At 69.1% G+C, this 24,426-nt stretch carries 21 protein-coding genes; 15 read left to right on the plus strand and 6 right to left on the minus strand.

Annotation, left to right across the window (positions count from 1 at the left end; all coding sequences use genetic code 11):
* Positions 1–61 precede the first annotated feature (61 nt).
* The 8 genes from GA0115254_RS26735 (at position 62) to GA0115254_RS26770 (ending at position 8,654) form a co-directional block, all read left to right on the plus strand.
* The gene (locus tag GA0115254_RS26735) at positions 62–1,030 is read left to right on the plus strand and encodes an NADPH:quinone oxidoreductase family protein (protein ID WP_093897850.1); all 969 of its coding nucleotides are present in this window, start codon (positions 62–64) and stop codon (positions 1,028–1,030) included.
* The gene (locus GA0115254_RS26740; protein ID WP_093897851.1) at positions 1,027–2,214 is read left to right on the plus strand and encodes an acyl-CoA dehydrogenase family protein; all 1,188 of its coding nucleotides are present in this window, start codon (positions 1,027–1,029) and stop codon (positions 2,212–2,214) included. Before GA0115254_RS26735 ends, GA0115254_RS26740 begins: the two co-directional genes overlap by 4 nt.
* On the plus strand, positions 2,211–3,341 hold the full coding sequence (locus GA0115254_RS26745; RefSeq protein ID WP_093897852.1) for an acyl-CoA dehydrogenase family protein: 1,131 nt from the start codon (positions 2,211–2,213) through the stop codon (positions 3,339–3,341). The genes GA0115254_RS26740 and GA0115254_RS26745 overlap by 4 nt, the downstream gene beginning before the upstream one ends.
* Positions 3,342–3,515: 174 nt before the next feature.
* A complete protein-coding gene (locus tag GA0115254_RS26750; RefSeq protein WP_093897853.1) occupies positions 3,516–5,120 on the plus strand; it encodes an ABC transporter substrate-binding protein in 1,605 nt (534 codons plus the stop codon).
* Positions 5,121–5,143: 23 nt separating this feature from the next.
* The gene (locus tag GA0115254_RS26755; protein WP_176740300.1) at positions 5,144–6,109 is read left to right on the plus strand and encodes an ABC transporter permease; all 966 of its coding nucleotides are present in this window, start codon (positions 5,144–5,146) and stop codon (positions 6,107–6,109) included.
* A complete protein-coding gene (locus tag GA0115254_RS26760; RefSeq protein ID WP_093897855.1) occupies positions 6,102–6,959 on the plus strand; it encodes an ABC transporter permease in 858 nt (285 codons plus the stop codon). The genes GA0115254_RS26755 and GA0115254_RS26760 overlap by 8 nt, the downstream gene beginning before the upstream one ends.
* A gap of 92 nt (positions 6,960–7,051) precedes the next feature.
* Positions 7,052–7,969, plus strand: coding sequence for an ABC transporter ATP-binding protein (locus GA0115254_RS26765; protein ID WP_093897869.1), 918 nt, complete (start codon positions 7,052–7,054; stop codon positions 7,967–7,969).
* Complete coding sequence (locus GA0115254_RS26770) at positions 7,962–8,654, plus strand: ABC transporter ATP-binding protein (protein ID WP_093897856.1); 693 nt, start codon at positions 7,962–7,964, stop codon at positions 8,652–8,654. Before GA0115254_RS26765 ends, GA0115254_RS26770 begins: the two co-directional genes overlap by 8 nt.
* A gap of 224 nt (positions 8,655–8,878) precedes the next feature.
* Here the strand turns inward: GA0115254_RS26770 and helR are convergent, their stop codons facing one another.
* A complete protein-coding gene (gene helR, locus GA0115254_RS26780) occupies positions 8,879–11,026 on the minus strand; it encodes an RNA polymerase recycling motor ATPase HelR (RefSeq protein ID WP_093897857.1) in 2,148 nt (715 codons plus the stop codon).
* Positions 11,027–11,451: 425 nt separating this feature from the next.
* On the opposite strand from helR, the gene GA0115254_RS26785 reads away from it, so the two are divergent.
* The 3 genes from GA0115254_RS26785 to GA0115254_RS26795 all read left to right on the plus strand — a co-directional run bounded on the left by GA0115254_RS26785 (position 11,452) and on the right by GA0115254_RS26795 (position 13,380).
* Complete coding sequence (locus GA0115254_RS26785) at positions 11,452–11,664, plus strand: transposase (RefSeq protein ID WP_093897858.1); 213 nt, start codon at positions 11,452–11,454, stop codon at positions 11,662–11,664.
* Between the two features lie 464 nt (positions 11,665–12,128).
* A complete protein-coding gene (locus tag GA0115254_RS26790) occupies positions 12,129–13,046 on the plus strand; it encodes a phosphatidylinositol-specific phospholipase C/glycerophosphodiester phosphodiesterase family protein (protein ID WP_093897870.1) in 918 nt (305 codons plus the stop codon).
* Between the two features lie 139 nt (positions 13,047–13,185).
* Positions 13,186–13,380, plus strand: coding sequence for a hypothetical protein (locus GA0115254_RS26795; RefSeq protein WP_093897859.1), 195 nt, complete (start codon positions 13,186–13,188; stop codon positions 13,378–13,380).
* 519 nt (positions 13,381–13,899) lie between these two features.
* Here GA0115254_RS26795 and GA0115254_RS26800 read toward each other — a convergent pair.
* The 3 genes from GA0115254_RS26800 to GA0115254_RS26810 form a co-directional block, all read right to left on the minus strand.
* Positions 13,900–14,238, minus strand: a complete 339-nt coding sequence (locus tag GA0115254_RS26800) for a DUF779 domain-containing protein (protein ID WP_256102789.1) — start codon at positions 14,236–14,238, stop codon at positions 13,900–13,902.
* A gap of 322 nt (positions 14,239–14,560) precedes the next feature.
* Entirely contained in the window at positions 14,561–15,259 is a 699-nt protein-coding gene (locus tag GA0115254_RS26805) for a response regulator (protein WP_093897861.1), read from the minus strand.
* Positions 15,256–16,854 carry an ATP-binding protein gene (locus GA0115254_RS26810; protein WP_093897862.1) on the minus strand — a complete coding sequence of 533 codons (1,599 nt, stop codon included), beginning with the start codon at positions 16,852–16,854 and terminating at the stop codon, positions 15,256–15,258. Before GA0115254_RS26810 ends, GA0115254_RS26805 begins: the two co-directional genes overlap by 4 nt.
* A gap of 218 nt (positions 16,855–17,072) precedes the next feature.
* Here GA0115254_RS26810 and GA0115254_RS26815 point away from each other — a divergent pair, with 218 nt between their 5' ends.
* Genes GA0115254_RS26815 through GA0115254_RS26825 form a run of 3 tightly spaced genes read left to right on the plus strand, consistent with a single transcriptional unit; the run spans position 17,073 to position 19,833 of the window.
* Positions 17,073–17,888 carry an ABC transporter ATP-binding protein gene (locus tag GA0115254_RS26815; protein ID WP_093897863.1) on the plus strand — a complete coding sequence of 272 codons (816 nt, stop codon included), beginning with the start codon at positions 17,073–17,075 and terminating at the stop codon, positions 17,886–17,888.
* A complete protein-coding gene (locus GA0115254_RS26820) occupies positions 17,878–18,741 on the plus strand; it encodes an ABC transporter permease (protein ID WP_093897864.1) in 864 nt (287 codons plus the stop codon). The genes GA0115254_RS26815 and GA0115254_RS26820 overlap by 11 nt, the downstream gene beginning before the upstream one ends.
* Before the next feature lie 54 nt (positions 18,742–18,795).
* On the plus strand, positions 18,796–19,833 hold the full coding sequence (locus tag GA0115254_RS26825; RefSeq protein ID WP_093897865.1) for an ABC transporter substrate-binding protein: 1,038 nt from the start codon (positions 18,796–18,798) through the stop codon (positions 19,831–19,833).
* Positions 19,834–19,944: 111 nt separating this feature from the next.
* On the opposite strand, the gene GA0115254_RS26830 is transcribed toward GA0115254_RS26825, so the two are convergent.
* Together GA0115254_RS26830 and GA0115254_RS26835 are read right to left on the minus strand one after the other, a co-directional pair.
* Positions 19,945–21,198, minus strand: a complete 1,254-nt coding sequence (locus tag GA0115254_RS26830) for a polysaccharide deacetylase family protein (protein WP_256102790.1) — start codon at positions 21,196–21,198, stop codon at positions 19,945–19,947.
* A gap of 44 nt (positions 21,199–21,242) precedes the next feature.
* The gene (locus GA0115254_RS26835; RefSeq protein ID WP_093897867.1) at positions 21,243–23,276 is read right to left on the minus strand and encodes a transglycosylase domain-containing protein; all 2,034 of its coding nucleotides are present in this window, start codon (positions 23,274–23,276) and stop codon (positions 21,243–21,245) included.
* Between the two features lie 592 nt (positions 23,277–23,868).
* Here GA0115254_RS26835 and GA0115254_RS26840 point away from each other — a divergent pair.
* Positions 23,869–24,426: formyltransferase family protein (locus tag GA0115254_RS26840; protein WP_305137739.1), on the plus strand; the 558-nt coding region annotated here is incomplete at its 3' end.

Below are 24,426 nucleotides of genomic sequence, written 5' to 3' on the forward strand. Positions count from 1 at the left end.
AAGCGACCGCTTAGTATGCGCCGGAGCAGTGGTAATGCCGACAGTGTTGTGGAGGCCCCTCATGCAGGCATGGCGAGTGCACCGGAACGGCGAGCCGAGCGAGGTGATGCGGCTCGAAGAGACCGACCGGCCCACGCCCGGCGACGGGCAGGTGCTCATCGAGGTGCTCGCGGCGAACATCAACTTCCCCGACGCGCTGCTCTGCCGCGGCCAGTACCAGGTGCGGCCGCCGCTGCCGTTCACACCCGGCGTGGAGATCTGCGGCAGGACGGCGGACGGACGGAGGGTGCTCGCCACCCCCGCCCTGCCGAACGGCGGATTCGCCGAGTACGTCGTCGCGGACGAGTCGGCCCTTCTGCCCGCCCCGGACGCCCTCGACGACGCCGAGGCCGCTGCCCTGCACATCGGTTACCAGACCGGCTGGTTCGGCCTGCACCGCAGGGCGCACCTCCAGGCGGGCGAGACCCTCCTGGTCCACGCCGCGGCCGGCGGTGTCGGCAGCGCGGCCGTGCAGCTCGGCAAGGCGGCCGGAGCCACCGTCATCGGGGTCGTCGGCGGCTCCGAGAAGGCGAAGATCGCCGCAGAACTCGGCTGCGACCTGGTCATCGACCGCCGCAGCGAGGACATCGTCGCCGCGGTCAAGGAAGCCACCGGCGGGCGCGGCGCCGACGTGGTGTACGACCCGGTCGGTGGCGAGGCGTACGCCACGTCCGTGAAGTGCATCGCCTTCGAGGGCCGGGTCGTCGTCGTGGGCTTCGCGAGCGGCGCCATCCCCACCCCGGCGCTGAACCACGCCCTCGTCAAGAACTACTCGATCCTCGGACTCCACTGGGGCCTGTACAACACCAAGGACCCGGCCGCGGTCCGCGCCTGCCACGACGAACTCACCCGGCTCGCGGCTCAGGGCGTCATCAAGCCGCTGATCAGCGAGCGGGTCGAGCTGGCCGGGGCCGCGGTGGCCGTCCAGCGGGTCGCCGACGGCATCAGCACCGGCCGGATCGTCGTCCTCCCGACAGGAGCCGCCCGATGACAACCCCTGACGCGGACGAAATCCGCCGCCGTACCCAGGACCTGCTGGCCGCGCACCCCCCGGTCACCACCGACCGCACCGAGTTCCTCAAGGCCCGCTTCGACGCCGGACTCGCCTGGGTGCACTATCCGGCCGGCCTCGGCGGCCTCGACGCGCCGCGCTCCCTGCAGCCCGTCGTGGACGCCGAACTCGCCGCCGCGGGCGCCCCCGACAACGATCCGCGCCGGATCGGCATCGGCCTCGGCATGGCCGCCCCCACCATCCTCGGCTACGGCACGGACGAGCAGAAGCAGCGCTTCCTGCGCCCGTTGTGGGTCGGCGAGGAGGTCTGGTGCCAGCTCTTCAGTGAACCGGGCGCCGGTTCCGACCTCGCCGCACTCGGCACCCGGGCCGTACGCGACGGCGAGGACTGGGTGGTCGACGGACAGAAGGTCTGGACGTCCAGCGCCCATCTGGCCCGCTGGGCGATCCTCATCGCCCGCACCGACCCGGACCAGCCCAAGCACCGCGGCATCAGCTACTTCATCTGCGACATGACCGACCCCGGCGTCGAGGTCAGGCCGCTGCGCCAGATCACCGGCGAGGCCGAGTTCAACGAGGTCTTTCTGACCGGCGTGCGCATCCCGGACAGCAGGCGCCTCGGCCCGGTCGGCGAAGGCTGGAAGGTCGCCCGGACCACCCTGATGAACGAGCGGGTCTCCATCGGCGGAGCACGCATCCCACGCGAGGGCGGCATGATCGGCCCGGTGGCCCGCACCTGGCGCGCGCGTCCCGAACTGCGCACCCACGACCTCCATCAGCGACTGTTGACCCTCTGGGTCGAGGCCGAGGTGGCCAGGCTCACCGGCACCAGGCTGCGCCAGCAGCTCGTCGCCGGACAGCCCGGTCCCGAAGGCTCCGGTATGAAGCTCGCCTTCGCCCGCCTCAACCAGGAGATCAGCGGCCTGGAAGTCGAACTCCTCGGCCAGGAAGGTCTGTTGTACAGCGACTGGACCATGCGCCGCCCGGAGCTCGTCGACTTCACCGGACGTGATGCCGGCTACCGCTACCTCCGTTCCAAGGGCAACTCCATCGAGGGCGGCACCAGTGAGGTGCTGCTCAACATCGTTGCCGAGCGCGTCCTCGGCCTGCCCGTCGAGCCGCGCAACGACAAGGACGTCGCCTGGAAGGACCTGGCCCGATGAGCGCACCGACCGAAGAGACCCAGGCACCCGATCTGCTGTACTCGGAGGCCGAGGACGATCTGCGGGCAGCGGTGCGTTCGCTGCTCGCCGGTCGGTGCGACGCGCCGACGGTGCTCGCCCGCGTCGAGTCCGACACGCCGTACGACCCGCAGCTCTGGAGAGCCCTCGCCGCCGGCATCGGCACCGCCGGGCTGCTGGTGCCGGAGAAGCTGGGCGGGCAGGGTGCAGGACACCGGGAGGCCGCGGTGGTGCTGGAGGAGCTGGGCCGCAGCGTCGCCCCCGCGCCGTATCTGACGAGCGCGGTCGTCGCCACCGAGACGCTCCTCGCGCTTGCGGCGCTGGACGGACCGGTCGTCGAACTCCTCGGCGACCTCGCCACCGGACGCAGGATCGCGGTCCTCGCCGTGCCGTTCGCCGCCCCGGCGCCCGCCGCGGCGCAACCGGCCGGTGTCGTGGCCGGCGCGGTGCAGGGGATGGTGACCGGGGTTGCCGACGCGGCCGCGGCCGATGTGCTGCTGGTGCCGACGACCGACGGTCTGTACGCGGTGGAGACCGGCTCCGCCGGTGTCACCGTCGAGCCGCTCGTTTCGCTCGATCTGACCCGCCCGCTCGCCACTGTCAACCTCGCCGGAGCGGCCGGAACCCGCCTGGCCGACGGTGCGTCCGCGGTCTCCGCCGTGCGCCGAGGGCTGCTGGCGGGCGCTGGACTGCTCGCCTCCGAACAGCTCGGACTCGCCGAGTGGTGCCTGACCGAGACGGTCCGCTACACCCGTGAACGACACCAGTTCAACCGGCCCGTCGGTTCGTTCCAGTCCCTCAAGCACCGCATGGCGCAGCTCTGGCTGGAGGTCGTGTCGGCCCGCGCCGCCGCGCGAAACGCCGCGGACGCCCTCGCGACCGGCAGTCCCGACACGCCGTTGGCGGTGGCCGTCGCGCAGGCGTACTGCTCGAAGGTCGCGGTGCACGCGGCGGAGGAGTGCATCCAGCTGCACGGCGGCATCGGCATGACCTGGGAGCACCCGGCGCACCTGTACCTCAAGCGCGCCAAGGCCGACTCGATCGCGTACGGCACGGCCGGACACCATCGCGAGGCCATTGCCGAACTCGTGGAACTGCCCGCACCGTAACCGGACGCGGGGAACGCCCCGCGACACAGCGGGACTTGGGAGCGGAGGTGCGTGTTCACGCACCTCCGCTCCGCCGTTTCCTCGCCCGGCGGGGTACCGAGCATCCCTTTACCTGTTGTTTAATTGCGACTAACTCGCAATAACAGTCGATCTTCAATAAGGGATGTGCAGAGTATGACGGCCCGATCGATACGGGGAGCGGCCGCCGCGACAATGGCGACCGTGCTGTCCTTGACCGCGGCAGCCTGCTCACAACCGGGTGGCTCGGACGGCAGCAACTCCGGTTCGGGCGCCGGGGACACGGCGGTGGTCGGTATCGCCTACGAGCCCGACAGCCTCAGCCCGCTCCTCGGCTACGGCAAGGACGGCAACTCCAAGATCTTCGACGGGCTGCTCGCCCTCGACGGGAACATGAAGCTGCGGCCCGCGCTCGCCACCGCCCTGCCCGAGGTGAGCGACGACGGACTGACGTACACGTACAAGCTCCGCCGCGGCGTGAAATTCAGTGACGGGAAGCCGTTCGGCGCCGAGGACGTCGTCTTCACCTACCGCACCATCCTGGACGAGAAGACCAACAACGCGTCCCGGACCGAACTCGACGCGGTGAAGAGCGTCGAAGCGTCCGGCGACGACACCGTCGTCTTCACGCTCAAGTACCCCTACGCGCCCTTCGCCCAGCGCACCGTCCTGCCCATCGCCCCCGAACACGTCGCGGGCAGGCAGGACGTCAACACCGGCGCCTTCACCACCCACCCCATCGGCACCGGACCCTACGTTCTCACCAAGTGGTCCAAGGGCGAGAAGCTGAGCTTCAAGGCCAACCCCGACTACTGGGGCGGCGCACCGAAGGTGAAGAAGTTCACCATGGCGATCATCAAGGACGACGACGTACGCGTCACCCGGCTGCGCTCCGGCGAGCTCGACGGCGCGATCCTGCCCCCCAACCTGGCCAAGGGTTTCGCCCGCGACAGCGGCACGCGCACGTACGCCGCCACGACGTACGACTACCGCACCGTGACCCTGCCCACCCACAACGTGGTCGCGGGCGACACCGCGATCCGGCGCGCTCTCGATGTCGCCGTCGACCGGCAGGCCATGGTCGACTCCATACTCAACGGCGAGGGCAGGGCCGCCTATGGCCCCGTCCCCACCGACAGCGAGTGGTTCGCCAAGGGCACCGAACGCACCCACGACCTCGACGCCGCGAAGAAGATCCTCGACGACGCCGGGTGGAAGCCCGGCAAGGACGGCATCCGCGCCAAGGACGGCGTACGCGCCGCGTTCCCGCTCTGGTACCTCACCGGCGACAAGCTCCGTCAGGACCACGCGCTCGCCTACGCCTCCGACGCCAAGAAGGCCGGCATAGACATCACCACCGAGGCCGGCACCTGGGAGGTCATCGAACCCCGGATGGAGCAGGACGCGGTCCTCGCCGGCGGCGGATCGCCCGCCGACCCCGACTTCGACCAGTACACCCTGCTGAAGTCCTCGCTCGCGGGCGACGGCTTCAACAACATGGCGTGGTACGACAACAAGGCCGTGGACCAGGCCCTCGAAGCGGGCCGCAGGAGCGGTGACACGGCCGAGCGCAAGGCCGCCTACGACACCGTCCAGCGCGAACTGGTGAAGAACCCCGGCTATACCTTCCTCACCCACATCGACCATCTCTACGTCGTGAAGGACCGTTTCGGTGCGCTCACCACCCAGGTGGAACCGCACGACCACGGTCTGGCATCCGGCCCGTGGTGGAACGTCGAGGACTGGACGCCGAAGAAGTGAACCACCGCCTCCCCTGGGGGCCGATGGGCAGGATGGCGGGACGGCGGGCGCTGCTCGCCGTCCCCGTCCTGGCCGCCGTGACGTTCGGTGTCTTCGCCGTCGCCGCCGCCTCCCCCTTCGACCCGGTCAAGGCGTACGCGGGCACCGCCGGCCTCACCGCCTCGCAGGAGAACCTCGACCAGCTGCGGGTCAACCTCGGTGTCGACCAGCCCCTGGTGACCCGCTGGTGGAACTGGCTGACCTCCGCGCTCAGCGGCGACCTCGGCGACTCCAGTGTGATGCGCCAGCCGGTCGCCGATGTCATCGGCGAACGCCTGGGCTGGTCCGTGCTGCTCGCCGCGAGCGCCTTCGGCGTCGCCGTCGTCCTGGGTACGGGCCTCGGTGTGCTGGCCGCACGCAGGCCCGGCGGCCTGCTCGACCGGTGCGTCAGCTCCGCCGCCTACACGCTCGAAGCCGCACCCGCCTTCTGGCTCGGCCTGCTCGCCATCTGGTTCTTCGCCCTGAAACTCGATGTGCTCCCGGCCGGCGGCCTCACCGACGCGGCCAGCGACACGGTCACCTTCGGCCAGGTCGCCACCCATCTGGTGCTCCCGGCGGCCGTGCTCGGGATCTCCCAGCTACCGTGGTTCTTCCTCTACGTACGCCAGGGCGTCGCCGACGCACTGGACGAGGACCCGGTGCGCGGCGCACGCGCCCGTGGACTGCGCGAACGCACCGTGCTGCTCGGCCACGCACTGCGCTGCGGGATGCTGCCGATGCTCACCCTCATCGGCTCCCGCGTCCCCGAACTCATCACCGGCGCCCTGCTCGTCGAGACGGTCTTCAGCTGGCCCGGCATCGCCGCGGCCACCGTGCAGGCCGCAACTTCGGTCGACTTCCCGCTGCTCGCGGCGCTCACGGTGCTCGCCACCGCCGCGGTCGTCCTCGGCAACCTCCTCTCCGATCTGCTGTACGCGATCGCCGACCCGAGGGTGGGCTTCGATGGCTGAACTCGTCCTCGGACCTGCCCGCCGCATGTCCCGCCGTATCCGCCTGGTCAGCTCCGCCGGGATCGTCGCCGCGGTGCTCCTCGCGGTGCTCCTCGTACCGCCGCTGGTCCAGCTCGACCAGCAGGCCGTCGACCTCGCGGCCAAACTCCGACCACCCTCCTGGGAACACCCCTTCGGTACCGACGACGTCGGCCGTGACCTGCTGCTGCGCTGTGTCTACGGGCTCCGCGTCTCACTGCTCGTCGGTATCGTCGCCGGGCTCACCGCCACCGTCATCGGGACCGCCGTCGGCGCGCTCGCCGCCGCGTTCGGGGGCTGGACCGACCGGATCGTCATGCGGCTCGTGGACACCTTCTCGTCCGTACCGCATCTGCTGCTCGGCATCTTCATCGTCGCCATGTTCCGGCCCGGCGTCGGCCCCGTGATCGTGTCCGTAGCCCTCACCCACTGGCTCTCGACGGCCCGGATCGTCCGCTCCGAAGTGCTGTCGCTGCGCTCGCGCCCGTTCATCGACGCGGCGATCTCCGGCGGCGCCTCGCGCGGGCGGGTCATCGTCCGGCATCTGCTGCCCGCCGTGCTTCCGCAGGCGGGCCTCGCCGCGGTGCTCATGGTGCCCCACGCCATGTGGCACGAGTCCGCGCTCTCCTTCCTGGGACTCGGACTCCCCACCCACCAGGCGAGCCTCGGCAACCTCGTGCAGACCGCGCGCGGTTCGCTGCTTGCCGGGGACTGGTGGCCGACGCTCTTCCCGGGCCTGTTCCTGATCATCCCGACACTCGCTCTGGCGGGCCTCGCCGGCGCCTGGCGGGAACGGATCAACCCGCGTCGCCGATCGGAGCTGATGCTGTGAAGCCCACCCCGGACCCGCAGACCCCGGACCCGCAGACCCCGAACCCGCAGACCCCGGTCCTCTCCGTCCGTGGGCTCTCCGTCCGCTTCCGGATGGGCGGCGGGCGGCACATCGCGGCCGTCAGCGACGCACGCTTCGACCTCGCTGCGGGGGAGTGCCTGGCCCTGGTCGGTGAGAGCGGCTGCGGCAAATCCGTACTCGCCTCGGCGCTGCTGGGGCTGCTGCCCGGCAATGCACAGACCGAGGGTTCGGCGTTGCTCGCTGACGGGACCGATCTCCTCACCGCCGATGAACGGACCCTCGCCCGGACGGTACGAGGCCGCCGCGTCGGACTCGTACCGCAGAGCCCCGCAGCCCATCTCACCCCCGTCCGAACGGTGCGCGCCCAACTGGAGGAGACCCTGCGTGAACTGACCGGCATCCGAAAGCCCACGCTGCGCGCCGCGGCGGAGCAAGCCGCCGCGCGCGCAGCTTTCCCGGCCGGCCACCTGGACCGGTATCCGCACGAGCTCTCCGGCGGTCTCGCCCAGCGCGCCGCAACCGCGCTCGCCCTGATCGGCGACGCACCTCTCCTCCTGGCCGACGAGCCGACCACCGGACTCGACCGCGACCTGGTCGAGCGAACCGTCGACGAACTGCGCCGCCACACCGACGGGGGCAGGGCGCTGCTGATCATCACCCACGATCTGGCCGCGGCCGAGCGGATCGCCGACCGCGTCGCCGTGATGTACGCGGGCCGCATCGTCGAACTCGCCGACGCCGACCGGTTCTTCGGAGAGCCGGGGCCACGCCATCCGTACGCGCGCGGCCTCCTCGACGCCCTGCCCGAGCGCGCCTTCGCCCCCATCCCGGGAATGCCGCCGGAGCTCGGCGCCCTCCCCGACGGGTGCGCGTTCGCGGCCCGCTGCAGCCGCGCCGACGACCGGTGCTCCGTACCACCCCCGTTCGACGGCCATCTCGCGTGCCACCACGGTGCGCGGGCAGGCGCGGAGGAGTCCGCCCATGCTTGAACTCACCCGCATCACCGCCGGATACGACCCCCGCGACCCCGTCGTCCGCGATGCGTCCCTGACGATCGCGCCGGGGGAATCCGTCGGACTGCTCGGCCCGAGCGGCTGCGGCAAGTCCACCCTGGCCAAGGTCGCCGCCCTGCTGCATCGCCCGGACGCGGGCACGGTCGTACTCGACGGCCGGCCGGTACGGGGCTGGCGGCACCGCGCCCCGCGGGCGCAGCGGACCGCGGTCGGCGTCGTCTTCCAACAGCCCCGGCTCTCGGCCGACCCCCGGCTCAGCCTGCGCGAACTCATCGCCCAGCCGCTGCGGGCGACAGGGCGGCGCGCGGAGGTGCCGGACCGGGTGGCCGAGCTGGCACCGGCCGTCGGTCTCACGGCCGAACTGCTGAACCGGCGTCCCCACGAGGTGAGCGACGGCCAGTTGCAGCGCGCCTGTCTGGCCAGGGCGCTGGTCCTGCGGCCTGGCTGGCTGATCTGTGACGAGATGACCGCGATGCTCGACGCGTCGACGACCGCCGCTCTGGTCGCGGTGGTCGAGACCTACCGACGCGACTCCGGGGCCGGGCTGCTGGCCGTCGGCCACGACCGGGTGCTGCTGGAACGCTGGTGCGACCGTACAGTCGGCTGGCAGGAAATCTCCGGTTGCGTCGCGACGCAGGAGTCCACGAGTCCGACCGGATGAGGCCCATGCCCTTGGCGCACTCGACGATGAGGGTCCTGGGGCAAGTACGCGACGAGGTGTCGCGTCGGCGGCATCCGGCCGACCACCCTTGCCGAATTGGGTGATACGCCGGAACGGTGCCGCACCTTGTACGAGTTGAACAAGGAGCTGCCGCCGACATTCCGGAAGGGGGCGAGCTCTACCGGTATGCAGGTGGAGCCGATCAGCGACGCGTCCGGCCGACGTCAGGAGCTTGTGAGGATGACGAGTTGCCGGGTCGCCCGGGTCATCGCGACATAGCGGTCGACCGCTCCTTCGATGCCCTTGCCGAACGCCTCCGGGTCGATGAGGACGACCAGGTCGAACTCGAGCCCTTTCGACAGCTCCGGGGTCAGCGACCGGACGCGGGACGTCGCCCGGAATGCGGGATCGCCGATGACGCAGGCGACCCCGTCCGCATGTGCTGTGAGCCAGGTGTCCAGGATCGAGCTCAGATCCGAAGCGGATCCGTGTACGACGGGGACGTCGCTGCTGCGGATGGAGGTCGGCACGTTGGCGTCCGGGAGCACGGCCCGGATGACCGGCTCCGCCTCCGCCATGATTTCCTCCGGCGTCCGGTAGTTGATGCTCAGAGAAGCCAGGTTGATCCGGTCGAGCCCGATCCGCTCGAGCCGCTCCTGCCACGACTCCGTGAACCCGTGCCTGGCCTGGGCACGATCCCCGACGATGGTGAAGCTCCGGGACGGGCACCGGAGCAGCAACATCTGCCACTCGGCGTCGGTCAGTTCCTGAGCCTCGTCCACGACGATGTGCGCGAACGGGCCGGCCAGCAGGTCCGGTTCGGTGCCGGGCGATGCCGTCCCGTCGACCAGTGTGTCCTGAATGTCCTGTCCGCGCAGCATCGTCACCGCACCTTCACCGTCGTCATCGGCCTCGAGCAGGGCATCGATGACGTTGGCCATGTGCTCGCGTTCGGCGGCGACAGAGGCGTTGTGCCGACGCCTACGGCGCGACGCCTCCGGGTCGCCGACCCGCTGCCGTGCTGCGTCCAGGATCGGCAGGTCGGACACCGTCCAGGCCTGGGCGTCCACGCGCTGCAGCTGCGACACGTCATCGGGGCTGAGCCAGGGAGCGCACTTCCGCAGATAGGCGGGCACCGACCACAGGTCTCCGACGAGGTCGGCCGCTTCGAGCAGCGGCCACGCGCGGTCGAAGGCCATGAGCAGCTCCCTGTTCTGCAGAAGCGACTTGCGGAGCAGGTCGGCCGAGACCTCGCCGTCGTGCTTGTCCACCAGGATCGTGAGCAGCTCCTCCCAGACCTGGTCGCGCGACTCGTTGTGCGGAGCACCGGGTCCTGCTGATTCGAACGCCACGGCCCAATCGTCGGCGCTCAGCCAGATGTCGGACCACTGGGTCGTGATCCTCATCCCCTCGGTGGGCGGCTCCTCGTAGAACCTGACGGCCGTCTCGATCGCCTTCACCAGGTTCGCGGACGACTTCAGCAGGGCCACGTGCGGGTCGGCCTCGAGCGTTGCTGCGGCTCCCTCGGCGACGAGGTCGCGCAGGGTGCAGGTCTGTACGCCCTCCTCTCCGAGGCTGGGCAGGACATCGGCGACGTAGCCCAGGTAGGGCTGGTGCGGACCGACGAACAGCACGCCGCCCCGGCGGTGACCGAGGCGAGGGTCGGAGTAGAGGAGGTAGGCGGAGCGGTGCAGAGCGACGACGGTCTTCCCCGTACCCGGACCGCCGTCGACGACGAGAGCGCCGCGGGATCCCGCGCGGATGATGGCGTCCTGGTCGGCCTGGATGGTGCCGAGCACGTCTTGCATCCGTGGTGACCGGTTGCTGCCCAGGCCGGCGATGAAGGCGGACTGGTCGTCGAGTGCGGCGTGCCCGGCAAACCCGTCCGCGGCGAACACCTCGTCCCAGTAGTCGCTGATCCGGCCGCGGGTCCAGCGATACCTGCGGCGGCTTGCCAGCCCCATCGGGTTGCCGTGGGTGGCTCCGAAGAACGGCTCAGCCGCGGGAGAGCGCCAGTCGAGCAGCAGCCGACGACCCGCGCTGTCCGTCAGGCCGAGTCGTCCGATGTACACGGGCTCGGAGCTGTCCGCGCCGACCATGTGTCCGAGGCACAGGTCCAGACCGAAGCGACGCAGTGCGCGCAGGCGAGCGGTCAGCCGGTGGATCTCCATGTCCCGGTCCATCGCCTGCCGGCCGATGCCGCCGGGCGCCCTGCGCTCGGCATCGAGGCGGTCGGACAGTTCGGCGATCGACTGCCCGAGGCACTCCGCGATGGCCGCGAAGTGCTGCTCATCGCCGGCGATCAGCGTCGGGTCGGCCTTGGGGGAGAGGCTGTGGGGAAGGTTGAATGCGCTGGTGGTCAGGGGGTTCACGTCATCACTCCGAATAGAGGCCGCTTGCAACCATCGCGCGCGGCAAGGCGTCGGGACCGGCGGGACGAACACGGTGGCCATGGCGAGCAGCGCACCGCCTGCTCTGGGCGTCCAGGTCCCACAGCACCCGGTTGTCGGTCCTCCGGCTCTGGCCTCGGCCGACGATTCTGCGGCATGACCCGGGTCTTGCCGCAAGGCCCCCCATGCGCTATAAGTTGAGAGTGGAAAGGAGTGGGTACTCCCCTTTCCCTCCTCTCTCGTCCGCTGTGGACGGACAATCTCCTCGCGAAGTGGCGGCGCGCCGCGTACGCCGGTACCACCGGTCCAGGAGGTTCTCCCACAAGATCTTGTAGGAGTGTCCTGGCGGGGCGTGATCGGTGTGACGATCCGGTCGTTCGCATGCTGCGAGTAGGCAGCCGTGGATCGTGGACGATGACCTGTGGGCGATTGATCGAGCCGTTGTCACCGGCCTGGCCGGACAAGGCTCCGGGACCCGGCCGGCGGCGGGCCGGCTCCGCACGCAGGGCATCCTGCACGTCCCGCACAACGACATCGCCTGGCAACTGCTGCCACCCGAGCCCGGGTTCGGCTCCGGACAGATCTGCCGACGCCGCAGGGACGTGCGTGGACGGGTCTGACGTCCGCGCGAAGGAGGGGTGCCGACACCGGTCCGTCGCCGGTCGGCCGCCGGAAGACAGGCAGCAGGCACCACCTGATCTGTGACGGACGCGGCAAATTGCTCAAGGTCATCACCACCGCGGTCAACGTCAACGATGTCTCCCCGACCCTCGTCCTGGTCGACAACCGCCGATCTCCGGTCGTCGTGGCCGTCCGCGCAGGCGCCCCGACGCCCTGCTCGGCGACAGGTGCTGCGCGTACCACCTGCGCGCCGTTGCGCCGACGATGCCCGCCCGGCACCGACGCCGGCAGTGGCGGCGTCCACCACCGCTGGACCGATGCCGGCCCGGCAAGGGGAACGGCAGCCGACGAGCGGACGACAATCCGATCAACTCTTGTGAAGAGCCTGCCCGTTGAAGCGATCACGGCCGCATACTCGGACGCGTCCGACCGTCCGATCCGCCCCTCGCTCCCGGGAGAATCCATGGCGTTCCCGACCCGCCGAAGCGTCGTCACCACCGCGCTCGCCACTGTCGCCGCCGGCACAGTGCTGTCCCTGCAGACGGCCGTCGCGTCCGAGGCGTTCGCCGCGCCCTCGGTCGCAGGCCGCCACCGTCCGCGCCCGCTGCGCCGGGCCCACGCGCACAACGACTACCTGCACACGCACCCCCTCCACGACGCGCTCGCCCACGGCTTCACCAGCGTCGAGGCAGACATCTTCCTTGTGGACGGGGAACTGCTGGTCGCCCATGAGGCCACCGACCTCGACCCCACCCGAACCCTTGCTTCGCTCTACCTCGACCCGCTGCTGGCCAGGGTCCGGGCCAACCACGGCGCGGTCCACCCCGGCTACCGCGAACCCGTCCAGCTACTGATCGACATCAAGACCGACGGGGCCGCCGCCTACCTCGAACTCGACCGGCAGCTCGGGCGATACCGGCAGATGCTGACGGCGTACCACCACGGCCGGGTGCGGCCCGGCGCGATCACGCCCGTCATCTCCGGCGACCGCGCCGCTCGCGTCCCGATGGAGGCGCAGCGCACGCGATACGCGTTCTACGACGGCCGGCCGGACGACCTCGGGACCGCAGCCACCGCCTCGTTCATCCCGCTCATCAGCAGCAGCTGGAGCGACAACTTCAGCTGGCTGGGCGCGGGGCCCTTCCCCGTGGCCGAACGGGACAAACTGCGCTCGCTCGTCGCTACGGCCCACCGAAGCGGCCAACGCGTCCGCTTCTGGGCCACGCCCGATGTCGCGGGACCGGAGCGGGACGCCGTATGGACCGAACTGCTGGCCGCCGGGGTCGACCATCTCAACACCGACGACCTGGCAGGGCTTGAACAGTTCCTGCGCACACATGACAGGGACGCCAGGACCGAGGCCGCTCGCTTCGACCGCTGACCGGACGCGGGCACACCGTCCGGACCGTGACAGCCAGTCAACACCCATATGGCGGACATGCCAGTCCGCCGGATGGCCTCTCCGCTACGCCACACTGGCCGCCGAATGCCGCATTCCGGCGCGGCGGAGGAGGTTGGCCATGGCCATTTCGATCTCACTGGTGCTGCTTCTGCTGATCCTTGCGGTGATCTACCTCCGCAACGGGGGGCTGAAGATCTCGCATGCGCTGGTCTGCGCCATGCTCGGATTCTTCCTGGCGGGTACGAGCATGGCGCCGACCATTCAGAACGGCCTGACGGCCACGGCCGACGTCGTCAGCAGCCTCAAGCCCTGACCTTCGCAGCCCGTTCGGTGACCGGGGCCCCAGGGGCGGGCACGGTCACGCGGACTGCCCGGATACCGGATGGCAGTGCGAGGGCGGCTGTCTCGTCACCACCTGCACCGCATGTACGCAATGCCGAAGGCCTGAGCATCGCTTCGATTCCCCCGGCCGCCGACCGGCCGTCACTTCGGACCACGCACGGGCCTCGGCCGCCGAGATCCGACGGGCGATGCTCGACCACCGCGACCGTGGGCGACGCCACGGCCTCGGTCCCGTACCTGGCCGGCCGTGGCGCGACGCACCGTGTCGCAGATGCCGTGAAGCGGGCATGACGGCATCTGCGACCCCGGCACCTCCGTGATGCCCGACTGGCAGGGACGCATCTGGTGGGCGACCCGGCTCGGCAGAGTGGGTACGGTCGATCCCGGGACTCGTCCATCGGTGCCACCTGTGTCCCGATCATTCGGCCACCGCCATCCCGCCGACAAGGATTCCTGCCGTTACGGCAAACCCGCGTTGTGCGGTGCCGCCTCAAGGTCCGACGAGCCGGGACCGGATCAGGAACCGCACCCCCTCCGGAGCCTCCAGAGAGAAACCACTGCCCCGACCCTCCACCACATCGACGATCAGGCGGGTGTGCGCCCACAGCTCGAACTGACTCCTCGACATCCAGAACGGGACACTCTCCGCCACTCCGTCGACATCGAGCGAGGCCAGCAGCACGTCGGAGCCGCCGGTACGGAATTCCCCGTACTGGTAACACATGGGCGCACTTCCGTCGCAGCAGCCACCCGACTGGTGGAACATCAACGGACCGTGGGTGTCCCGCAGTCGACGCACCAGATCGGCGGCCGCAGGGGTGAACTCCACGAGCGGCGCGTCCTGCGGACTCGTCCCGGATGTCCCGAACGGCGGCTCATCGGCTCGCAGTTGGCCAGGGAGCGGATTCTTCGTCTCATCTCGCATCATGCATCAGCCCTTGTCGCATCGGATGGCGCACCGGTCGGCTGGGACGATATGGGCGAACGCTACCAGTCCGGTTCCGTTCAGCAAGAGGTGTGCGAACGCAGCGGTCCGATCAGCAGCCCCCGTTCGCCGCAGGTATCGGTGATCACGGGGGGAGTGCGCCGAGCGCGGAGTGCCGGGCGCCGGGCGCGGAGGTCACATCGCTACGAGTGCGCCCGTACGCTGATCAGCTCGCCTTCGCCCACGCGTAACGGTGTTCGGGCCGACCGGTGTCGCCGTACTTGAGGCTGAGGCTGATGCGGCCCGCGCCCTCCAGGTACTTGAGGTATCGCTGGGCGGTGGAGCGGCTCAGCCCGGCCCGGGCGGCGACCTCATGGGCGGACAGTGGCTCGTCGGCAGCCGACAGCACATGGCGGATGACGTCGGCCGTGGGTGCGGAGTGGCCCTTGGGCAGGGTTGCCGCGGGACCGGAATCCGCGGTGCGAAGGGCGCCGAAGATCTGGTCGACCTGTTCCTGTCCCGCCTCGCCGCGGCCGTTTCCCATGCCTTCGAGGGTGCGGCGCAGGGCCGCGTAACTCTCCAGTTTGGACCGCAGACCGGCGAAGCTGAACGGCTTGACCAGGTACTGCAGGGCGCCGTACCGCATGGCGGTCTGGACGGTCGACACATCACGGGCCGCGGTCACCATGATCACATCGGCCGGGTGGCCCAGCTGGCGCAGCCGTCGTACAAGTGTCAGCCCCGTCTCGTCCGGTAGATAGTGATCGAGAAGAACGAGGTCGACATGGTCTCGCTCCAGGAAGGCGAGCGCCTGCGCGGCGGTGTGTGCGCGCGAGATGACACGGAAGCCGGGGACCTTGGCGACATATGCGGCATTGATCTCGGCAACCCGGAAGTCGTCGTCCACCACCAGGACATCGATCATCGCAACTCTCCTACTTCGGACAGCGGCCGGACACTGAGTGCCTCTGGCAGGACGACGGTGAAGACCGCGCCGCCACCGGCCCGGGCCGTGACACGAGCCGCGCCACCGTAGCGCTCGGCCAGCCGGCGCACCAGCGCCAGCCCCAGACCGCGTCCGCGATGCGCGGGTGACTCCTTGGTGGACCAGCCCTCGGTGAAGATCTGCTCGCGCATGCCGGGAGGTACCCCGGGACCGTTGTCGCTGACCCGCAGGACCGCGGTGGTGCCCTCGGCGAGAAGCTCGACCTCGATGAACGAGGCGACGTCCAGCGCGTTGTCGATGAGGTTGCCGAGGACGGTCACCAGATCGCGCGGGTCCACCACCACGTCCGGGAGCCGGGTGGCCGGTGAGATGTGCAAGGAGGCGCCCCGCTCCGCCGCGATGGCCGACTTGCCCACCAACAGCGCCGACAGCAGAGGATCGTTGACGCGTTCCGCGACCTGCTCCGCCGAGGCCCGGTGGCCATTGGCCACCTCCGCGACGAACTCCACCGCGGCATCGTGCCTACCGAGTTCCAACAGCCCGAGCAGGGTGTGCAGCCGGTTGGCGTGCTCGTGGTCCTGGGCGCGCATCGCATCCAGCAGGCCGTGAGTGGAGTCCAGTTCACGGCCGAGCAGCTCCAGCTCGGTACGGTCGCGCAGGGTGACGACGGCTCCGCCGTCACCGGTGGGCATACGGTTGGCGATCAGCACGCGTCCATTGCAGACGGTGAGCAGGTTGTCCCCGTCGACCCGCCCCACCAGCACCTCCGTGGTACGGCCCGGCGGCAGCACCTCGCCCAGCGCCCGTCCGACGGCGTCCTGGTCCAGCTCCAGCAGACGCTGTGCCTCGTCGTTGAGCAACCGGATCCGGCCCTGGGCGTCGAGGGCGAGAACGGCCTCGCGAATGCTGTGCAGCATGGCCTCGCGCTCGTCCAGCAGCGCGGAGATGTCGGCGAAGGCGAGTCCATGGGTGCTGCGCTGCAGCCTCCGCGAGACGGCCAGGGCGGCCAGCACGCCTGCGGCGAGCGCGGCTCCGGAGTAGAGCAGCAGACCGGGAATGGCCCCGAGCAGCCGCTCATGGACGCTGTCGTAGGCGATACCCACCGAGACGGCACCCACGATGGTCCCGTCCCTGTCGCGCAGAGGAACCTTCGCGCGTGCCGAGCGGCCCAGGGTTCCGTTGTCGATCTGCATGATCTCGCGGCCGCCCAGAGCCGTGCTGGGATCGGTCGAGACGTGTCTGCTGATCTGCGCGGTGTCGGTGTGCGACCAGCGCACCCCGCGGGTGTCCATGACCACGATGTAGAGCGCTCCGGTGGCCCGCCGGATCCGTTCCGCCTCGGCCTGCACCGGCCCGGTGGGGCTGGGGTCGGTACTGGTCAGGTTGTGCACCAGACCGGGTTCGGCGGCGGCGGTCTGGGCGATGGACAGCGCCTGGTGCATCGCCTGGTCGTCGAGCTGATGGCTGAGGGGGGCGAGGAAGAGACCTGTCACGAGCATGATCACGCCGGTGGTGATGGCCACCTGGGTGAGGAGCACCTGGGCGAAGACACGACGGGGCCAGTGAATCCGCATGTGCTTGCTCTCTGCCTTCCGCCGGCCAGGAACCTGATGCTCCGTTTCGTCCTTGTGTGAACGCAACGTAAACGTCGCCGACGCCGATGACCAGTCCTCGTGGCGCATTCGTTGCCGCAGTGAGAGCAGAACGAGCAGAACCGCGGGTTATGGGCAGAAGCAGGAGTTGTGGGCGCAAGGGTGCCCACGTCCCCGGGCCGCCCTTAGCGTCCCGCTCCATGAACAGCGAAACGAGCCCCGCCATCGAGCTGCGGGGGGCGAGCAAAGCGTTCCGGACTCCGTCGGGGACGCTCCACACCGCCGTACGGGATCTGGACCTCACGATCGGGCGCGGCGAGTTCGTCGCCGTGGTCGGCCCCACCGGATGCGGCAAGTCGACCACGCTGACCCTGGTCAGCGGTCTGGAAGAGCCCACCGAGGGGGAGGTGCTGGTCGGCGGCGAGCCGGTGCGCGGCATCGGCGACAAGGTCGGCTTCGTCTTCCAGCAGGACGCGGTCTTCCCGTGGCGGACCGTGCTTTCCAACGTGATGGCTGGGCCCCGCTTCCGTGGCGTGCCGAAGCCCGAGGCGAAGGAGCGGGCCAGGGAATGGCTCGCCCGGGTCGGTCTTTCCTCCTTCGAGGACCGTTATCCCCACCAGCTGTCCGGCGGTCAGCGCAAGAGGGTCGCCCTCGCGGCCACCTTCGTCAACGACCCCGAGATCCTGCTCATGGACGAACCCTTCTCCGCGCTCGATGTGCAGACCAGGGCCCTGATGTCGGACGAACTCCTGGAACTGTGGGCCGGCACCGGCTCCTCCGTCGTCTTCGTCACCCATGACCTGGAGGAATCCATCGCGCTGGCCGACAAGGTCGTGGTCATGACCGCGGGGCCGGCCACGGTCAAGGAGGTCTTCGAGATCGACCTTCCCCGCCCCCGCAAGGTCGAGCAGGTGCGTCTGGAGCCCCGGTTCGTCGAGATCTACCGGGAGATCTGGTCCTCGCTCGGCGAAGAGGTCCGCATCACCCGCGAGAGGGGTGCTCTCGATGTCGCCTGAGACCATCACCATGAATGCCGCCGTCACCAAGACCGAGCGCTCCCAGGCCCGGGCGCGGGCCGCCCGGAACCGCAAGTACCTGGTGCTCGGCAGCCGGGTCGCGGTGCTCCTCGTGGTCATCGGACTGTGGGAGTGGCTGGCCCGGACCGCGGTCATCGACCCGTTCAACTTCTCCATGCCGTCGAAGATCTGGGACCAGATCCGCACCTGGGTCGTCGACGGCACCGCCCAGGGCTCCCTGTGGGAGCAGATCTGGTACACCCTCTACGAGGCGCTGCTCGGCTGGGTCATCGGTGTGATCGCCGGTGTGCTGCTCGGAATCGCGCTGGGTCGTGTCCGGTTCGCCGCCGATGTCCTCGGCCCGTACATCAAGGTGCTCAACGCCCTGCCGCGTATCGTGCTCGCGCCGATCTTCCTCATCTGGTTCGGCCTCGGGCCGGCCTCGAAGGTCGCCTCCGCGGTCGTCCTCGTGTTCTTCCCCGTCTTCTTCAACGCCTTCCAGGGAGCCAGGGAGGTCGACCGCAACCTCGTCGCCAACTCCCGCATCCTGGGCGCCAGTAACCGGCAGGTCACCCTTCAGGTGGTCATCCCCTCGGCCACGTCGTGGATCTTCACCAGCCTGCATGTGAGCTTCGGCTTCGCGCTCATCGGCGCCATTGTCGGTGAGTACATCGGTGCCACCAAGGGGCTCGGACTGTTGGTCGCCGCCTCCCAGGGCACGTTCAACGCCGCCGGTGTCTACGCCGCAATGGTCATCCTCGCGATCGTCGCGCTGCTGGCCGAAGGCCTGCTGACCTTCCTCGAAAAGCGGCTCTTCCGCTGGAAACCGGCCGACGCCGACACCGCCCGCTGACGCCCGCCGCACACCCGTACACCCGATTTCTTTCTTCACAAGGACGTGAATCAGATGCGCACATCCACCCGGATCTCGGCCGTCGCTGTCGCAGGGGCGCTCGCCCTGACCACCCTGACCGCCTGTGGCGGCGACTCCACCTCGGCCTCCGGTGGCAAGGACGACAAGGTCAAGATCATGGTCGGGGGCCTGGACAAGGTCATCTACCTGCCTGCGATGCTGACCGAGCGGCTCGGCTACTTCAAGGAGGAGGGAGTGTCGGTCCAGCTCCTGACCGAGCCCGCGGGCGTCCAGGCCGAGACGGCACTGGTCTCCGGGGACGTCCAGGGCACGGTCGGCTTCTACGACCACACCCTCGACCTTCAGGTCAAGGGCAAGCAGGTCGAGTCGGTCGTCCAGTTCTCCCAGGCTCCCGGCGAGGTCGAGATCGTCTCCAACCAGGCGGCGGGCGACATGAAGTCGGCCAAGGACTTCAAGGGCAAGAAGCTCGGCGTGACCGGCATCGGTTCGTCGACCGACTTCCTGACGAAGTACCTCGCCGTGAGCAACGATGTGAAGACCAGCGAATTCACGCCCGTGGCGGTCGGAGCGGGACAGACGTTCATCTCCGCCCTTCAGCAGGGGTCCATCCAGGGAGGTATGACCACCGACCCGACCGTCGCCACCATCCTGGACAAGAAGCTCGGCAAGATCCTCATCGACATGCGGACCCCTGAGGGCTCCAAGCAGGCGCTCGGCGGGCTCTACCCGTCCTCCAGCCTCTACATGCAGACCGAGTGGGTCAACAGCCACAAGGAAACCGTCCAGAAGCTGGCCAACGCCTTCGTCAAGACGCTGAAGTGGATGTCCACGCACAGCGCCGACGAGATCGCCGCGAAGATGCCTGCCGACTACGCCCAGGGCGGCGGGAAGGCGCTCTACGCACAGGCCATCAAGAGCACCCTGCCCATGTTCACCACGGACGGCGTCATGCCCGCGGACGGCCCCGCCACCGTCGAGCGGGTCCTGAAGGCCTTCAACCCGAACCTGCAGAACGCGAAGGTGGACCTCGCCAAGACGTTCACCACGGAGTTCGTCAAGAAGGCGGGCTGACGGGGGGCGTCGACGACGCCCGGGCACACCGGACCGCGGAGCCCCGGCCTGAACGATTCGTCAAGTCGTACGAGCTGTTCAGCCGGAGCTCCGCTTTCCGCGTTCATCCGCCTAGTGCTTCCAGTTCGGCGGCTGGGCGGGATCGAGTGTCCGCCACTGCGCGAGGACCTTGGGGTCCTGCGCATCGAGCCAGTCGGTCAGTTCGCGGAAGGACACACAGCGCACCTCCTTGCGCGGGCAGACCTCCCGCATGGTTTCCTCGGCGGCATCCATGTAGATCCCGCCGTTCCAGTCCTCGAAGTGATTACCGATGAACAGCGGTGCCCGGCTGCCGTTGAACACCCGATCGAATCCGGCGACATAGGAATCCCGTGCCTCCTTGCGCCACGTCCGGTACTGCGCGGGGTCGCCCTCGGTGCTGCCTTCCGACTGGTTGTAGAGGAAGTTGAAGTCCATGGACAGCACCTGGAAGTCCTTGCCGGGGAACGGCAGCATCTGCAGCGGGAGGTCCCAGATGCCGTTCTTCTTGGAGGGCCAGATCTGGAAGTCTCCCGGGGAACTCGCGTCGTATCGCCAGCCGAAGGGCTTGGTCGCCGACAGAAGGGTCTTCTGGCCTTCGAGGCAGGGGGCCCGCCCGCCGACGACCTCGCGCGTGGGGTCGAAAGGCAGCGGGTCGAGGTCCTTGAAGCCTGTGTTCGTCTTCCAGTTCTGTACGAAGGAGTAGAACTGGTTGATCTCGCTGATCCATTCGTCCGTACTCCAGTCCCCGCCACCCTTCTTCTCGCAGAAGTGGCCGTTGAAGTGGGACCCGATCTCGTTGCCCTCCCGCCAGGCGTCGCCGAGTTGTTCCAGCGTCATGCGGATGTGCTCGCGCGTCGGATAGGAGATCGCGGCCGCTCCGGGCTTGTGCTGGGGCGGCTCGTAGAGGTTTCTCTTCTCCTTCGGGAGCAGGTAGATACCGGTGAGGAAGAACGTCATGTGTGCATTGCTCTCCTTCGCCGCACGGCGGAAGCGCGAGAACATGCGATCGTCGCTTTCGAGCGCACCGTCCCACGAGAACACCACGAACTGGGGAGGCTTCTCACCCGGCTTGAGTCGCTCGGGCTTCAACTGGCCGGGCTGAGGCCCGGTGTAGGACGTGGAACCGTCTCCCAGAATCCTGACCTTCCCGTCCCACTTCTCCTCTTCCGTCTTCTTTCCGTCACCCGCGCGATGTTCCCGGGCGGTGGGCGTCGGCGCGGCCACGGTGCTCGTGCCCTGCTGAGGGGTCCGGCTGTCCGATCCGTCGGACGCCAGCGGGATGAGCGCGGCGGAACCCGACGCGACCACACATGCCGCGAGCCCCAGGACGATACGGGGCGTCAAGCGGGCCCGTATTCGGCGAACGGCAGATTTTTCTCCGGTAACTGTCACTTCGTCATGGCTTCCGTGTATGTGTTCCAGATCTGGGACGAGAGCTTCTCGCCAGCGGCCGAATCGCCGCCGAGCCCCTTCAGCGGCAGCGGCGCCAGACTCTTCGTCAGGTCCATGCGATACACCACGACGGCCGTGGACGCTGCCTGGTTGTAGCCGACGTACCAGCGCGCGGTGTCGTCCTCGGTGGTTCCGGCCTTGGCGGCGACCGGCGAGGCAAGGGCGACGCCGCTCGCCCCACCGGGCCGGGCGAGCGATGCGGTGACCTCGTCGGCGACGGCGGGCCGTACGGCACGCTTCGCCTGCGGCAGATTCAGCCGGATCGGCTCGCCGTTGCGCGTGACCTTTCGTACCGAGTACGGATCTGTGTGCATGCCGTGAGCCGCGAACATGCCGTACGCGTCGGCCATGCGGATGGCGCTCGGTGTGGAGTTGCCCATCGAGAACGCGGGAACGGGTGGACCGAAGCTGGATGGGAGCAGCCCGGATGCCTCGGCCGTACTGCGTACCTGTTTCAGTCCCGCGTCCATACCGAGTTGGAGGAACGGGGAGTTCACGGCCTTCGCCATGGCGTCGTGCAGACTGATGCGGCCGTAGGAGTGGTCGCCGTCGTTCTGGCCCTTGACCATCTTGCCGCTGCGGTCCCAGTAGGGACCTTCGGGCGTCATGACCGGAATGTCGTCGTCACCGTCGTACACGGTCGAGGGCGTCACGCTGGTCCGGGGGCCATTGCGCTCGCGTGCGATGCCGTGCTCCAGGCCGGCAGCGTAGACGAACGGGGTGAACGCCGAACCGGCCGGGACGGTGCCCGCGTTGGATTCGTTGAAGGCCTGCCGCTCGAAGTCCGGTCCGCCGTACACGGCGAGGATCCGGCCGTCCGGAGCGACGGACGAGGCCCCGAACCGGACATGGCGGTCGGCCTTGCGCTGCTTGGGATCGAGCGTGTCGCGCGCTTCCTTCACGGCCCGGGTGAGGGCGGTCATCCGCGGCTTCTCGAACGTCGTGTAGATCTGGTAGCCGCCGAGGTCGAAGCGTGCGTCGGAGATGTGTGCGGCACGCTTGGCGTACGCCTCGGCGAGCTGGACGAGGTAACCGTCCTGCCCCGCGGTGCCGTTCGGCTTGTGAGGGGGCTTGGGCTCGGGAAAGGTGGTGTACCGGGCACGCTCGGCCGGGCTCAGCTTGCCGATCTCCACCATGCGGTCCAGCGTCCACTTCCACCGTTTGACGGCGCGGTCGTGGTTGCGGGGGTTGATGGCGGGATCGTAGAGCGAGGCCCCCTTGAGAAGCGAGGCGAGGAACGCGCCCTCGCTGGCGTTGAGTTGGGTGACCTCCTTGCCGTAGTAGGCCTGGGCCGCGCGCTGGAGGCCGTAGGTGCCACGGCCGAACCAGCTGGTGTTCAGATACTCCTCGAGGATCTCGTCCTTGCTCACATGGCGGTCGAGTTTGACCGCGAGCAGCATCTCGGTGAACTTGCGGGAGAAGGACTGGTCCTGCGAGAGGTAGACGTTCTTCACGTACTGCTGGGTGATGGTCGATCCGCCCTGGGTGTCTCCCTCGCCGACCGTGCGCCACAGCGCGCGGGTGATTCCCTGCGTCGATATGCCGTGGTCCGAGTAGAAGTCGGCGTTCTCGGCCGCCAGTACGGCCCACCGGACATCATCGGGAATCTTCGACAGGGGCATCTCCTGGCGGCTCACCCAGCCCGTGCGGGCCATGGGGGTCCCGTCGGCCCAGTAGTAGACGGTGTCCTGCTGGGTGGCGAACGCGTTGAGGTCCTTGGGAATGTCCGTGCGCGCGTAGGCGATGCCCACCACGGTCGTGAGCGTTGCGATGAACATCAGGAACGACCCCACGACCAGCCGCCACGAGGGCACCCATCTTCGCCAGCCGCGCCGGCCCGTGCGCGGATAGTCCGGTTTGCGCGGCAGGCGCAGGCGCGGTCGCTTCGCCTGATTCCGGCGTCCCGTCCCGGGGCGCAGTGCAGACCGAGCGGCGTGCGCCGTTCTGCTGAATAAGTTGTGCTGTGTCATTCCATCCAGCCATGACAGGCCGGGCCGGCCGCAGACTACGACCGTGCCCGTACACGTGTAGTGGTCATTGCTCGTCCGCCGCCACACTCCATTTCGGCCGGCCCTCCCGGGGCCCTGCGGACGTCTGCCCGCGTCAGGCGGGCGGCGGAGTCATTCGTCTCGGCCGGTGTATGGCATGTGCATCCCCAGGTTCAGTTCAGGCCGTGCGGCTGCTGATCGGACCGAAACGCCCAGACGGCGGCCACACGCTTCCCCCTCGCCGACTCCACCACAGCAAAGGCCAAAGCGTGACCGAGAGTTGCGGCGCGAAGTCACGTAAAGATAACAGGCCGCCGGAGCGGATCACGCCGACCGGCGCCGACCAGCTTCGGTGGGATGCGTAGTCGGGCTCGTATCGAATGCCCGGCTCCGCGTCATGTCGCTGCTCGGTTCATTGCGATCCGCTGGGCGCGGGGCTTGCTGCACGGGTTCCACTGAGTGGTCGCCGGTGTGTTCGCTTTCGGGTGACTTCGCGGCCGGTTGCCGCTGGAGCTCCGCCCGCAGTGCCCCACCATCGCAACCAGCCGGATCCGGCCGGCGTTGGGAGATCGTTGTGCAGATCCTGCTCATGGCGAGCGCATTCAACAGCCTTACTCAGCGTGTTCATGCGGAACTGAGGGACCGGGGCCACACCGTGGCCGTGGAACTCGCAGCTCCGGAGCCATCCGTGCGCGACGAGTCGCTGCGGCGGGCTGTGCGCGAGTTCGCGCCCGACCTCATTCTGGCCCCGCTGCTGAAGACCGCCATCCCCCGGGATGTCTGGGCGGCGCACACCTGCCTCGTCGTCCATCCCGGCCCCCCGGGCGACCGCGGGCCCTCCTCTCTCGACTGGGCCATCCAGGAGGGCGTGGACACATGGGGCGTGACGGTCCTGCAGGCCGACGAGGAGATGGATGCCGGGGACATCTGGGCATCGGCCACCTTCCCGGTGCCCCCGGTGGGCAAGAGCGACCTGTACCGCAACGAAGTCTCCGATGCCGCGTTGCAGGCCGTGCACCTCGCCGTCGAGCGCTTCTCGTCCGGTACGTACGTTCCTCGACCGCAGACCGGCGGGGATGAGGAGTCGCGCATCCGTACGCGGCCGTACCTGCGCCAGGAGCACCGTCGCATC

It is taken from the genome of Streptomyces sp. Ncost-T10-10d, from assembly GCF_900091955.1.
Taxonomy (GTDB): Bacteria; Actinomycetota; Actinomycetes; order Streptomycetales; family Streptomycetaceae; genus Streptomyces.